Source organism: Streptomyces sichuanensis, from assembly GCF_020328095.1.
GTDB lineage: Bacteria > Actinomycetota > Actinomycetes > Streptomycetales > Streptomycetaceae > Streptomyces > Streptomyces cinnamoneus.
Window position 1 is genome coordinate 1 of record NZ_JAIXMK010000067.1, and the last position, 12,599, is coordinate 12,599.

The 12,599-nt window shown below is 73.8% G+C and carries 12 protein-coding genes; 2 read left to right on the top strand and 10 right to left on the bottom strand.

Annotation, left to right across the window (positions count from 1 at the left end):
- The 4 genes from LE181_RS19685 to LE181_RS19700 all read right to left on the bottom strand — a co-directional run.
- Window positions 1–713: biotin/lipoyl-containing protein (locus LE181_RS19685; RefSeq protein ID WP_308103162.1), on the bottom strand; the 713-nt coding region annotated here is incomplete at its 3' end.
- A 49-nt stretch (window positions 714–762) separates the two neighbouring features.
- Window positions 763–2,151, bottom strand: a complete 1,389-nt coding sequence (lpdA, locus tag LE181_RS19690; RefSeq protein WP_071963506.1) for a dihydrolipoyl dehydrogenase — start codon at window positions 2,149–2,151, stop codon at window positions 763–765.
- Between the two features lie 288 nt (window positions 2,152–2,439).
- Window positions 2,440–3,960: a leucyl aminopeptidase gene (locus LE181_RS19695; RefSeq protein WP_225662627.1), complete on the bottom strand. Its 1,521-nt coding sequence runs from the start codon at window positions 3,958–3,960 to the stop codon at window positions 2,440–2,442.
- Between the two features lie 139 nt (window positions 3,961–4,099).
- Window positions 4,100–4,897, bottom strand: a complete 798-nt coding sequence (locus tag LE181_RS19700; protein WP_225662628.1) for an adenosylcobinamide-GDP ribazoletransferase — start codon at window positions 4,895–4,897, stop codon at window positions 4,100–4,102.
- Window positions 4,898–4,968: 71 nt separating this feature from the next.
- Between LE181_RS19700 and LE181_RS19705 the strand changes: the two genes are divergently transcribed.
- Complete coding sequence (locus LE181_RS19705; protein WP_225662629.1) at window positions 4,969–5,706, top strand: hypothetical protein; 738 nt, start codon at window positions 4,969–4,971, stop codon at window positions 5,704–5,706.
- Here the strand turns inward: LE181_RS19705 and LE181_RS19710 are convergent.
- From LE181_RS19710 to LE181_RS19725, 4 genes are all read right to left on the bottom strand, one after another.
- Window positions 5,673–6,389: a hypothetical protein gene (locus LE181_RS19710; protein WP_225662630.1), complete on the bottom strand. Its 717-nt coding sequence runs from the start codon at window positions 6,387–6,389 to the stop codon at window positions 5,673–5,675. The two genes, LE181_RS19705 and LE181_RS19710, sit on opposite strands and share 34 nt — an antisense overlap.
- Window positions 6,386–8,152, bottom strand: coding sequence for a phosphatidylglycerol lysyltransferase domain-containing protein (locus tag LE181_RS19715; protein WP_225662631.1), 1,767 nt, complete (start codon window positions 8,150–8,152; stop codon window positions 6,386–6,388). The genes LE181_RS19710 and LE181_RS19715 overlap by 4 nt, the downstream gene beginning before the upstream one ends.
- A gap of 74 nt (window positions 8,153–8,226) precedes the next feature.
- Window positions 8,227–9,273, bottom strand: a complete 1,047-nt coding sequence (gene cobT / locus LE181_RS19720) for a nicotinate-nucleotide--dimethylbenzimidazole phosphoribosyltransferase (protein ID WP_225662632.1) — start codon at window positions 9,271–9,273, stop codon at window positions 8,227–8,229.
- A gap of 64 nt (window positions 9,274–9,337) precedes the next feature.
- Entirely contained in the window at window positions 9,338–10,537 is a 1,200-nt protein-coding gene (locus LE181_RS19725) for a bifunctional adenosylcobinamide kinase/adenosylcobinamide-phosphate guanylyltransferase (protein ID WP_225662633.1), read from the bottom strand.
- A 149-nt stretch (window positions 10,538–10,686) separates the two neighbouring features.
- Between LE181_RS19725 and LE181_RS19730 the strand changes: the two genes are divergently transcribed.
- Window positions 10,687–10,902 (top strand): hypothetical protein, encoded by a 216-nt coding sequence (locus tag LE181_RS19730; protein WP_225662634.1) that lies wholly within the window; start codon window positions 10,687–10,689, stop codon window positions 10,900–10,902.
- A 111-nt stretch (window positions 10,903–11,013) separates the two neighbouring features.
- Here LE181_RS19730 and LE181_RS19735 read toward each other — a convergent pair whose 3' ends face one another.
- Together LE181_RS19735 and LE181_RS19740 are read right to left on the bottom strand one after the other, a co-directional pair.
- Window positions 11,014–11,751 carry a class I SAM-dependent methyltransferase gene (locus LE181_RS19735; RefSeq protein ID WP_225662635.1) on the bottom strand — a complete coding sequence of 246 codons (738 nt, stop codon included), beginning with the start codon at window positions 11,749–11,751 and terminating at the stop codon, window positions 11,014–11,016.
- Window positions 11,752–11,837: 86 nt separating this feature from the next.
- Complete coding sequence (locus LE181_RS19740; protein ID WP_372458419.1) at window positions 11,838–12,431, bottom strand: DUF3043 domain-containing protein; 594 nt, start codon at window positions 12,429–12,431, stop codon at window positions 11,838–11,840.
- Between the last annotated feature and the right edge of the window lie 168 nt (window positions 12,432–12,599).

A 12,599-nucleotide genomic window follows, 5' to 3' on the forward strand; every position in this document is an offset into this window, starting at 1 on the left:
GCCGGAGCGGCGGGGGCCGGAGCCGGGGCGGCCGGGGCCGGAGCAGCGGCCGGGGCGGCCGGAGCCGGGGCGGCGGCCGGAGCGGCACCCGCGACGCCGATGACGGCGAGCTTGGCGCCGACCTCGGCCGTCTCGTCCTCGCCGACCAGGATCTCCAGCAGGGTGCCGGAGGCCGGGGCGGGGATCTCGGTGTCGACCTTGTCGGTGGAGACCTCAAGCAGCGGCTCGTCGGCCTCGACCGTCTCGCCGACCTCCTTGAGCCAGCGGGTGACGGTGCCCTCGGTGACCGACTCGCCCAGCGCGGGCAGGACCACGTCGGTGCCCTCGGCGGCACCGGCGGCCGGAGCGGCCGGGGCCTCGGCGGCGGCCGGAGCCGGAGCGGCGGGGGCCTCGGCCACGGGGGCCGGGGCGGGCTCGGCGGCGGGGGCCTCGGCAGCGGCCGCGGCCGGAGCCGGGGCGGCGGCCGGGGCGCCGGTGCCGTCGTCGATGACGGCCAGCTCGGCGCCGACCTCGACCGTCTCGTCCTCGGCCACCTTGATGGAGGCGAGGATGCCGGCCGCGGGGGCCGGGATCTCGGTGTCGACCTTGTCGGTGGAGACTTCGAGCAGCGGCTCGTCGGCCTCCACGCGCTCACCCTCGGCCTTGAGCCAACGGGTGACGGTGCCCTCGGTCACGCTCTCGCCGAGCGCCGGCAGGGTTACGGAAACCGCCATGATTGCGGTTGCTCCTTACGAGTAGTGCGGATGGTGGTGCGCTCGGGACTCAGTCGTGCGAGTGCAGCGGCTTGCCGGCCAGGGCCAGGTGGGCCTCGCCCAGAGCCTCGTTCTGCGTCGGGTGCGCGTGGATGAGCTGCGCGACCTCGGCGGGCAGGGCCTCCCAGTTGTAGATCAGCTGGGCTTCGCCGACCTGCTCACCCATACGGTCGCCGACCATGTGGACGCCGACGACGGCACCGTCCCGCACCTGGACGAGCTTGATCTCGCCCGCGGTCTTCAGGATCTTGCTCTTGCCGTTGCCCGCGAGGTTGTACTTCAGAGCGACGACCTTGTCGGCGCCGTACAGCTCCTTGGCCTTCGCCTCGGTGATGCCGACCGAAGCGACCTCGGGGTGGCAGTACGTGACGCGCGGCACGCCGTCGTAGTCGACCGGCACGGGCTTGAGACCGGCCAGCCGCTCTGCCACCAGGATGCCCTCGGCGAAGCCGACGTGCGCGAGCTGGAGGGTCGGGACGAGGTCACCGACGGCCGAGATGGTCGGCACGTTGGTCTGCATGTACTCGTCGACGAGGACGTAGCCGCGGTCCATCGCGACGCCGGCCTCCTCGTAGCCCAGGCCCTGGGAGACCGGGCCGCGGCCCACGGCGACGAGCAGCAGCTCGGCCTCGAAGGTCTTGCCGTTCTCCAGCGAGACCTTCACGCCGTCGGCCGTGTACTCCACGCCCGAGAAGCGGGAACCGAGGGAGAAGTTGATGCCGCGCTTGCGGAAGGCGCGCTCCAGCAGCTTGGAGCTGTTCTCGTCCTCGACCGGGACGAGGTGGGGGAGCGCCTCGACGATGGTGACGTCCACGCCGAAGGACTTCCACGCGGAGGCGAACTCGACGCCGATGACGCCGCCGCCCAGCACGATCGCGGACTTCGGCACGCGGTCCAGGACCAGCGCGTGGTCGGAGGAGATGACGCGGTCGCCGTCGATGGTCAGGCCCGGCAGCGACTTCGGCACGGAGCCGGTGGCCAGCAGGACGTGGCGGCCCGTGTAGGTCTGGCCGTTGACCTCGACGGAGGTCGGGGAGGACAGGCGGCCCTCACCGGTCACGTAGGTGACCTTGCGGGAGGCGACCAGGCCCTGCAGGCCCTTGTACAGGCCCGAGATCACGTCGTCCTTGTACTTGTGGACGCCGGCGATGTCGATGCCCTCCAGGGACGCCTTGACACCGAACTGCTCGGCCTCGCGGGCCTGGTCGGCGATCTCGCCGGCGTGCAGCAGAGCCTTGGTGGGGATGCAGCCGCGGTGCAGGCAGGTGCCGCCCAGCTTGTCCTTCTCGATCAGGGCGACGTCGAGACCCAGCTGCGCTCCGCGCAGGGCAGCGGCGTAACCGCCGCTACCGCCTCCGAGGATCACTAGGTCGAAAACGGTGCTGGCGTCGTTCGCCACGTCACGTCCTCCATGCATGGGTGCGCCGGACGGTCGTCGGTGACCGGCCGGCGGCTGTCGTACGGCCGCTTTGCTTCGGCCCTGTGATGGGTGGGCCCTGTCCTGCCGAGACAACATCTTCGCACTTGTTGACGGACGGCGGGACGCCGGGCCCGGGGAGCGGGACGACTGATGCGTCACCTTTTAGGGTTACTACTGCGTAGAAAAGTGCGTTTTCGCTCAGAGCAAACGAGCCAACACCGTCCGGCCCCGGACCATTCCCCGGGGCCGTACGGCGCCGCCGCCCGCTCAGCCCAGGTCGCCGTCGGCGGTGCGCTCCGCCAGCCGGACCAGGGTGCGGACCGAGGAGCCGGTGCCACCCTTCGGGGTGTAGCCGTAGGGGGCCTTCTCGTGGAAGGCGGGGCCGGCGATGTCCAGGTGCGCCCAGGCGATGCCCTCGCCCACGAACTCCTGCAGGAAGAGTCCGGCCACCAGTCCGCCGCCCATGCGCTCACCCATGTTGGCCATGTCGGCCACGGGGGAGTCCATGGACTTGCGCAGCTCGGCGGGGAGCGGCATCGGCCACGCCTGCTCGCCGACCTCCTCGGCGATCTCGTACAGGGCGGTGCGGAACGCGTCGTCGTTGGCCATGACGCCGAACATCCGGTCGCCGAGGGCCAGGACCATGGCGCCCGTCAGGGTGGCGACGTCGACGATGGCGTCCGGGTTCTCCTCCGAGGCGCGGGTCAGCGCGTCGGCCAGGACCAGGCGGCCCTCGGCGTCGGTGTTCAGCACCTCGACCGTCTTGCCGCTGTACATCGTCAGCACGTCGCCCGGACGGGTGGCGTTGCCGGAGGGCATGTTCTCCGCAAGGGCCAGCCAGCCGGTGACGTTGACCTGCAGGCCGAGCTTGGCGACGGCCACGACCGCGGCGAACACGGCGGCGGCGCCGGCCATGTCGCACTTCATGGTCTCGTTGTGGCCGGCCGGCTTCAGGGAGATGCCGCCCGAGTCGTAGGTGATGCCCTTGCCGACCAGGGCGAGGGTCTTCTCCGCCTTGGGGTGGGTGTAGCCGATGCGCACCAGCCGCGGCGGGTTCACCGAGCCCTGGCCGACGCCCATCAGACCGCCGTAGCCGCCCTTGACCAGCGCCTTCTCGTCCAGCACCTCGAACTTCAGGCCGAACTCCTTGGCCGCGGCCTGCACCTGGGCGGCGAACGACTTGGGGTTCAGGTCGTTGGAGGGGAGGTTGACCAGGTCGCGGGCGCGGTTGACCTCGGCGGCCACGGCGAGGGCACGCTCGGCGGCGGCCTTGAACGCCTTGTCGCGCGGCTTGCCGCCCAGGATCGCGACCTCGCCCAGCGGGGCACCCTTGTCGTCCTTCTTCGCACCGCCGTTGCTGCGGGCCTTGAAGGAGTACGCACCCAGCAGCGCGCCCTCACCGATGGCCGCAGCGGACCCGGCGTCCTCGACGGGCAGGGCGAACGCGGCCTTCTTCGCGCCGGTCAGCGCGCGGGCGGCGCAGCCGGCGGCGCGGCGCAGCGCCTCCTCGTCGAAGCCGTCGCCCTTCGCCGGCAGCTCACCCAGGCCGACCGCCACCACGACCGGGGCCTTGAGGCCGGCGGGGGAGGGCAGCTTGGTCACCTCGCCCTCGCCGCCCGAGGCGCCGAGGGTCTCCAGGACGGTGGCCAGCTTGCCGTCGAACGCCTTGTCCACGGCTTCGGCGCCGGGCGCGACGACGGGGCCCTTCGGGCCCTTCGCCACACCGATGACAAGGGCGTCCGCGCGCAGCGTCGCAGCGCTGGAAGTGCTGAGAGTCAGAGCAGTCACGGTGGTGGGTGTCCCTACTTCCGTTGAATTTTCGGCCGGGGCTGGTGGGCCGGCCGCACCCTGCGCATCGTATGCGTCACGCTGGTGCCGCCCGGTATCGGGCCTTTGGGCATGTGCGAGCGTATCCCCGCGCGTCGTGTCAGCCCAGGGCCGCGGTCAGCAGGGCGACGGTCGCCGCGGTCTCCGCGAGGGCGCCGAACACGTCACCGGTGACCCCGCCGAAGCGGCGTCGGCAGTGCCGCAGCAGCACCTCCGCGCCGGCCAGCGCCAGCAGCACGGCCAGGCCCGTGTGCACCGCCGCGTACGGCCCCGCCGGGGCCGCGGCACCGGCCGCGGCGAGGGTGCCCGCGGTGGCCACCGCCAGTGCGGCCCGTACGGGGACGACGCCCGCGACCGCCGCACCCAGCCCCTCGGGGCGGGCGGCGGGGACGCCGGCGCGGGAGGCGAGGGTCAGGGCGCAGCGCGCGGCGAGGGCGGCGACGGCCGCGGCGAGGGCGCCGTGCGTCCATCCGGCGGCGTAGAGCCGGTCGAGCGCGGCGACCTGGCCGAGCAGGGTCAGCAGGAGGGTGATGACGCCGAAGGGCCCGATGTCGGACTGCTTCATGATGCGCAGCGCGTCCTCGGCGGGCTTGCCGCTGCCCAGCCCGTCGGCCACGTCCGCCAGGCCGTCCAGGTGCAGTCCCCGGGTGAGGACCGCGGGCACCGCGGCGGTGACCACCGCGGCGAGCAGGGGGCCGGAGCCCAGCAGCCAGAACAGCGCGCCGGCCGCGGCCGCGCAGCCGCCCACGACGAGCCCGGCGAGCGGCGCCGCCAGCATCCCGCCGCGCGCGGCCGGCCGGTCCCAGCGGGTCAGCGTCACGGGCAGGACGGTGAGGGTGCCGAAGGCGAAGCGCAGGGCGTCGCCGGGGGTGGGCCGGGGGGAGGTCGTGTCGGTCATCGCGGGCAGGGTATCCCGGCCCTCCCGGGCAGTATTTTGGCCGGTAGGCGCAATGCGGGAGCGGGAGTCACATGGGTCACTGGCTGACACGCAACGTCGTCGAGCCGGGCAAGCTGCCGCTGCTGCTGGCGCTGGCGGCGTTCGTCCTGACGTTCCTGGTGACCCGGGTCATCACCCGGCTGATCCGCGCCGGCAAGGGCCCCTTCCGCAACATCAAACCCGGCGGTATGCACGTCCACCATGTGGTGCCCGGCGTGGTGCTCATGGTGATCGGCGGCTTCGGCTCGGTCTCCTCGGGCCGCCACGGCTTCGGTGCCGCCGCCGTCGCCGTGCTGTTCGGCATGGGGGCGGGGCTGGTGCTCGACGAGTTCGCGCTCGTCCTGCACCTGGACGACGTGTACTGGACCGAGCAGGGCCGCAAGAGCGTCGAGATCGTGGTGCTGACGGCGGCTCTGGTGACGCTGGTCCTCGCCGGGTTCCTTCCGTTCGGGGTGAACGAGCTGACCCCGCAGGAGATGCACGACCGCGGCATCGTGGTGGTGAACGTCCTCGGCAACTTCCTGATCGCGCTGTTCGCCCTCGCCAAGGGCAAGCCGCGGATCGCCCTGATCGGGGCGGTGGTGCCGTTCGTGGCGATCGTGGGAGCGGTGCGGCTGGCCCGGCCCGGCTCACCGTGGGCGCGGCGCTTCTACCGGCGCCGGCCAAGGGCCCGCCGCCGGGCGCGGGTGCGCGCCTACCGCCACGACGCGCGCTGGGCGGCGGTGCGCAACCGGGTTCACGACCTGCTGGCGGGTGCCCCGGACCGCTGATCCTCGCGGTGGGCGTCGCTGCGGGGCTTGCGGCGCCGGCGCAGCTCGTCCACGCCGCACGCGACGAGCAGGGCCACGACGGCGGCGATGTGCTCCTTGCCCGCCAGATTGGGCTTGAGCAGCACCTCGCCGATCATGGCCAGCACCACCACGGCGCAGGTCAGCCAGGCCCGGTAGCGCCAGGAGACGTAGACCGCCAGGCCGACGACCGCCGCCGACGGGCCGGTGTCGACGACCGTGGCGGCCTCGGGCGGCAGCCCGAGGACCGAGCCGGGCCCGATGGCGATGGCCAGCCGGGCGTACATCGTCCCCGCGAGGGTCGCCAGGTAGGCGACGGCCAGGGTGCGCCCCATGCCCAGGGCGGCCTCGGCGATGCCGAAGACGATCAGGACCTGTGCCAGGGCCCCCCAGACGGGCAGGTCCAGGGCGGGCACGAACAGTGACAGCGGGGTCCGCAGCAGCGCCAGCCACCAGGGCAGTTGCGCCTGGACGCAGCCCAGCCGCTGGACGGGCCCGAAGCCCCAGGGCTGGTTCTGGACGATCTGGAAGACGGCGGTGAGGGCCACGGCCGAGAGCGTCATCGGGATGGCCCGCAGCCGCTTGCGGGCGAACGTCCCCCACACGGCCGCATACAGGGGACCCCATTCGGTGCGCGCGGCGCGGAGCAGCGCCGCGCGGTTCATCGCCGGCTCTCCAAGTGCTTGCGGTTGAGCCACTTGGGCAGGCCGGGGGCCTCCAGGAAGCCCTCGGCGCGGGCGCTGGCGATACCGATCCGCAGCAGGTCACTGCTCTTCTCGAAGAGCATGAAACGAGGTTCCCAGATGGGGCGGTATTTCGCATTTGCTCGGTAGAGCGATTCGATCTGCCACCAGCGGGAGAAGAAGCTGAGCAGCGAGCGCCACACCCGCAGCACCGGGCCGGCGCCGAGCCGGGAGCCGCGCTCGAAGACGGACCGGAACATCGCGAAGTTCAGCGACACCTGGGTGATGCCGAGGCTCTTCGCCTGCTGCAGCAGCTCGATGACCATGAACTCCATGAGGCCGTTCTCGGAGTCGCGGTCACGGCGCATCAGGTCGAGCGACAGCCCCTTGGGCCCCCACGGCACGAAGCTCAGCAGGGCGCGCAGCTCCCCTTCGCCGTCGGAGCACTCCAGCATCACGCAGCGGCCGTCGTCCGGGTCGCCCAGACGGCCCAGGGCCATGGAGAAGCCGCGCTCGGTCGCCCCGTCGCGCCAGTCGTCGGCGCGGCGCAGCAGCTCGGCCATCTCCTCCTCGGGGATGTCCTCGTGCCGCCGGATGCGGACGGTGTAGCCGGCACGCTTGACCCGGTTGTACGCCTGGCGCACCGTGCGCATGGCGCGGCCTTCGAGGGTGAACTCGGCGGTGTCCACGATCGCCTCGTCGCCCAGCTCCAGGGCGTCCATGCCGTGCCGCGCGTAGATCGTGCCGGCCTCCTCGCTCGCGCCCATCACGGCGGGGATCCAGCCGTGCTCGCGCGCCTCGGCCAGCCAGGGCTCGATGGCGCCGGGCCACGCCTCGGGGTCGCCGATGGGGTCGCCGGAGGCCAGCGAGACGCCGCCGAGGGCCCGGTAGGTGACCGCGGCCTTGCCGGAGGGCGACCAGATGACGCTCTTCTCGCGGCGCAGGGCGAAGTAACCGAGCGAGTCGCGGTCGCCCCACTTGTCGAGCAGCTCGCGCAGCTTCGTCTCGTCCTCGGCGGTGAGCGGGTCGGCGGCGCGGCGGGAGCGGAAGGCGGCGAACGCCACGAGGATCAGCAGGGCCGCGCTCATCACGTTGATGGTGACGTCGACCCAGCCGGGCGGGGCGATGCCCGCGTAGCGGGAGTCGTCGGCGGCGATCGAGATCAGCCGCATCACGCCGTAGTGCCAGCGGTCGAGGAAGGTCGAGCGCTGCTCGTCGGTGGCCTCGTTGGTGACCGTCACCAGCCCGGCGGCGATCAGCGAGGTCACCAGCAGGCCGCCGGCCGCGACGGCCGTGGCCAGCTTGGGGTTGGAGCGGTCGCCCTTGGCGTAGAACTCGCGGCGGCCGGCCACCAGCGCCAGGACGAACGCGGCGGTGCCGACCAGCGAGAACCAGTTCAGGGCGTGCCGGCGGAACTCCGGGAAGAACATCACGAACGCCAGCAGCAGCAGGAGCAGCCCGGCCAGCACCAGGTTGAGGATCCAGGCGGCCCGCTTGCGCCGGCGCAGGGTGATCGCCATGAACGCCGACACCACCGCCGGCGCGAAGCCGGCCGTGAGCAGGTACGGGGTGAAGTACTCCTCGACGTTGTGCCGCCGGATGTCCGAGCCGAAGGACACCCAGACCGCGCCGAGCAGATTGACGAACGTAACGGCACGCAGGTACCACACCGCGAACGACGCGGAGCGCCGTTGCCAGGTGCTCGTGCGAGCGCCCTCATCCGGAGTCAAGCGGACTTCTCCCATGAAAGTGATCCTCGGGGCCCGGTGCAGCGGGTTCCGGGCGCTCGCGCCGCGTACGGGCCTGCCGGCCGTCCTCGTCAGGAGCGCTCGGGGAGCTCCGCCGCCAGGGCCGCGGCCGCCTGCACCAAAGGCAGGGCGAGCAGAGACCCCGTCCCCTCGCCCACTGTGACGCCGTGGTCGAGCAGAGGGTTGAGCGCCATCCGGTCGAGTGCCTTCGCCTGCGCCGGGTCGCCGCTCGCCTGCCCGGCCAGCCACCAGTCGGGGGCCCGGAACGCCACCCGCTGGGCGACCAGCGCGCACGCCGCCGAGACCACGCCGTCGAGGATCACCGGGGTGCGGCGCACCGCGCTCTGCAGCAGGAAACCGGTCATCGCCGTCAGGTCCGCGCCGCCCACCGCGGCCAGCAGCGCCAGCTGGTCGCCGAGGACCGGACGGGCCCGGCGCAGCGCGTCGCGGATGGCCGCGCACTTGCGCATCCAGGCCAGGTCGTCGATGCCGAAGCCGCCGCGGCCGGTGACCACGGACGCGTCGGTGCCGCACAGCGCGCCCACCAGCGTCCCCGCGGCCGTGGTGCCGCCGACGCTCAGGTCGCCCAGGACGACCAGGTCGGTGCCGGAGTCCGCCTCCTCGTCGGCGACGGCCATCCCGGCCCGGAACGCCTGCTCGGCCTCCTCGGCGGTCAGCGCGTCCTCGATGTCGAGCCGGCCCGAACCGCGCCGCACCCGGTACCGGGTGACGTCCGCGGGCAGCTCGCCCGGGTCGCAGTCCACCGCCATGTCGACCACGCGCAGCTCGGCCCCGAACCGCCGTGCCAGGATCGCCCCCGCGCTCTCCCCGTCGAGGGTGGCCCGTACGAGCTCCCGGGCGCCGCCCTTGGGCCCACCCGACACCTCCAGGGCCGCGACGCCGTGGTCGCCCGCGAAGACCAGCATCCTGGGCCGCTCTATCGGCTTCACCGGAACGGCGCCCTGGGCTGCCGCGAGCCACTCGGCGAGCTCGTCCAGCCGCCCGAGCGCCCCGGAAGGGGGACCGAGCCGCTCGCGCCGCTCCTCCGCGTCCCGCCGGACACCGGAGTCCGGCCGCTCGATCAGCGTGGCGAAGTCATCAAGATTCAGACCGCTCATCCGCGACACACTACCCGTGGCGGGCCGTCCCATTCGGGCTGCGCCCGCTCCCGCACCGCCGGGCTCAGCCGCGCAGCGGCAGCGCCTGACCCGCCACCACCAGCAGGACGTGCTCGCACTCGTCTCCCACCGCCGCGTTCAGACGGCCCAGTTCGTCGCGGAAGCGGCGGCCCGACGCGGTGGCCGGGACGACCCCGGAGCCGACCTCGTTGCTCACCACGACCACCGTGCGCGTCGTCGCCCGCACCGCCGCGACCAGCTCCGCCACCCGCTCGGCCAGGGCCTTGGCGCCGCCCTCCGCCCACCGGTCGTCGTCCCACGCGCCGACCGCGTCCATCGCGTCGGTCAGCCACAGCGCCAGACAGTCGATCAGCAGCGGCGGGCCCTCCTGCACCAGCAGCGGGACCAGGTCGCAGGTCTCGACCGTGCGCCAGGAGCCCGGCCGCCGCTCGCGGTGCCGGCTCACGCGGTCCGCCCAGTCCGGGTCGCCCTCGCGCGTCCCGCTCGTGGCGACGTAGAGGACGTCCGGGAAGGACTCCAGGCGCCGCTCCGCCTCCACCGACTTGCCCGAGCGGGCCCCGCCCACCACCAGCGTCCGCCGCGGCACGTCCGGCACCTCGTGGTAGTCGCCGACGGTCAGCGTCGTGCCGTCCGGCACCGCGCGCGCCCCCGCCGCCGCCAGCCGGCGGTGCAGCTCCGGCCCGGGCGGCACGTCGTGGTCCACGTGCACCGCCACGACGTCCGTCGTCGGCCCCACCGCACCGGACTCCCGCAGCCGGGCCAGCGCGTCGGGCCGGCCGAGCACGTCGAGCAGCACCATGGCGTACGGGCCGGGCAGCGCGGACAGCCCTGCCGGGCCCGCGCCCGGCGGCAGGTACAGCAGCCGCTCCCCGTCGGGGGACGTCACCTCGTAGCCCGTGCCCGGCGCGTCCAGCGCCAGCGCCCGCACCTTGTGACCGCTGATCACCGACAGCTCGCGCCCGTCCGGCACCCGCCCCGGCGCGGGCAGCCCCGCCGGGAACTCCACGGCGGGCCCGTCGTGCGGGTGCGAGAGCAGCACCTGGCGCACCCCCGTGATCGAACGGCCCGCGCGGGCGGCGGCGAACGCCGGACCGGGGGTCAGGTCGAGCAGCAGGGCGCCGTCGACGAGCAGGGCGGTCGCCGCCCGCGCCGCGGCGCCCACGGCACAGGCGCAGACGGCGCAGGGGCAGCCGGGGCGCGGCAGCCCGTCGGGGGCTCCGGTGCCGAGGAGAGTCAGTTCCACGTCCTGATCGTCTCGCGTCCGTGCACGGCGGGCGCGCGGGGCTCACCCTTTCTCGTCCGGCTCACCTCCGGCGCGATCGTTCACTACTGCCCGTGACCGGGGGCCGTTAGGCTGCGACGGCAGAGTTCCCGGAGCCCCAGGAGGCGGACATGGCGTGGACGTGGCGGTTCGAGAAGACCGACGGTACGGAGACGGTCCCGCCGGTGGAGCCGGAGGAGTTCACGACGCAGGGCGACGCGGAGTCCTGGATCGGCGAGGAATGGCGGGCCCTGCTGGACGGCGGCGTCGATCAGGTCCGCCTCTTCGAGGACGACACGGAGATCTACGGGTCGCCGATGAGCCTCCACGAGGCGGCGGAGAGCTGACCAGGTCCGGGGCGCGGCTCGAACGCCGGGCGGGCCGGAAGCCGGCCCGCCCGGCGTTCGAGAACGAAAGAAGGACGTAAGGGGGTCGGGGCACAGCCCCGCAGGCCGGCCTCAGCCGCCCCGGACCCCGCACAGGTGCAGCAGCGCCGCCACCGCACGGTAGGGGTCCGTGCGTCCCGCCCGCTCCTCGGCGGCCAGCAGCCGCCGCAGCTCCTCGCCGGCCGGGGCCGGCTGCCCGTCGGCCGCCAGGTCGGTGAAGACCCGCACCCCGTACCAGGTCTGCAGCGGCGCGCCGATCCCGGCCAGCGTCGCCGTCAGCGCCTCCAGCCGGTCCGCGCGCACCTGCAGGCCGATGCGGTTGGTGTAGGCGGGCGAATCGAACGCGGCCAGCGCGGTGCCCCAGTCGCCGGACAGCCCCGGCCGCATGGCCAGCGCGTCCGCGTTGCGCACGAGCAGCGACAGCACGCCGCCGGGGGCGAGCACCCGGGCCAGGCCTGCGAGCATCGGGTCCGGCTCCGGCACGTACATGAGCACGCCGTGGCAGAGCACGATGTCGAAGGTCCCGGGCAGGAAGTGCGCGCCGGTGTCACGGCCGTCGCCCTCGATGATCCGCACCCGCTCCCGGATGCCCTCGGGCTCGGCGGCCAGCGCCGCGCGCAGCGCCCCGACCATCCGGGGGTCGGACTCCAGGCCGGTGACCTCGTGACCGGCCCGGGCCAGGCGCAGCGCCTGCGTCCCCTGGCCGGGGCCCACGTCCAGCACCCGCAGCCGCCGCCCGACGGGGAAGCGGGCGGATATCTGCTCGTCGACCTGGCGGGCGACCAGCTCCTGGCGGACGGTGTTCCGCAAGCCGCCGAGCCCGCTCAGCCACCCCTCGGCGCCGCCGCCGAAACCCGGGAACGCCCCGGGGGCGCTCCCGCCGGGGGCGGGGGCGCTCAGGGCCGTTCCCCGCGCTTGACCTTCGGCTTGGGGAGGCGCAGCCGGCGCATCTGCAGCGTGCGCATCAGGGCGTACGGCACCGCGCCGCGCGTGGGCTCGTCCGGGAAGCGCTGCTTGAGGGCACGCTTGAGGGTGATGCCGGTGATCACGGAGTTGATCACGATCAGGAGGATCACGACCAGCCACGCCAGCAGCACGTAGGACTGGAACTTGCCCTGGTTGATCATGCTCAGGACGAGGATGACGAGGGCCAGCGGCAGGAAGAACTCCGCCACCGAGTACCGCGCGTCGACGAAGTCGCGGGCGAAGGAGCGCACCGGACCCTTGTCACGGGCCGGCAGGTACCGCTCGTCCCCGCTGGCCAGCGCTTCGCGCTGCTTGGCCAGGTCCGCGCGGCGCGCCTCGCGCTGCCGCTTGGCGGCGTCCTTGCGGTTGGCGGGCGTCTGCGCCAGGGAGCGGCGCTGCGCGGCGGCCTCGCTGCGCTTGGGGGTGGGGCGGCCCTTCGGGGCCTGCGGGTCACGGGGCTGCTTGGGCTGGTCCGCAGTCACCTCGGTGGGTGCGGCCTGCGCTTTCGTACGGCTTCGGAACACGGAACCCAAGGGTACGGGGTCCGGCGGCGCTGCCCCAGCCCTTCGGGGCACGATCCGGCAACGGCGTGCGCCCGCGCGCCCCTGGCCGGCCCGCACCCTCCCCGGAGACTTCCCCGGTTCCGCATCTACTCCTTGCGCCGGAGAGGGGCGCCCTTCCGATCGTCCTGC

Coding starts and splice junctions, on each gene's coding strand:
- cobT (WP_225662632.1), bottom strand. CDS start 9,273: ATGAGCGGTCTGAATCTTGATGACTTCGCCACGCTGATCGAGCGGCCG.
- LE181_RS19710 (WP_225662630.1), bottom strand. CDS start 6,389: ATGAACCGCGCGGCGCTGCTCCGCGCCGCGCGCACCGAATGGGGTCCC.
- LE181_RS19730 (WP_225662634.1), top strand. CDS start 10,687: ATGGCGTGGACGTGGCGGTTCGAGAAGACCGACGGTACGGAGACGGTC.
- LE181_RS19700 (WP_225662628.1), bottom strand. CDS start 4,897: ATGACCGACACGACCTCCCCCCGGCCCACCCCCGGCGACGCCCTGCGC.
- LE181_RS19705 (WP_225662629.1), top strand. CDS start 4,969: ATGGGTCACTGGCTGACACGCAACGTCGTCGAGCCGGGCAAGCTGCCG.
- LE181_RS19715 (WP_225662631.1), bottom strand. CDS start 8,152: ATGGGAGAAGTCCGCTTGACTCCGGATGAGGGCGCTCGCACGAGCACC.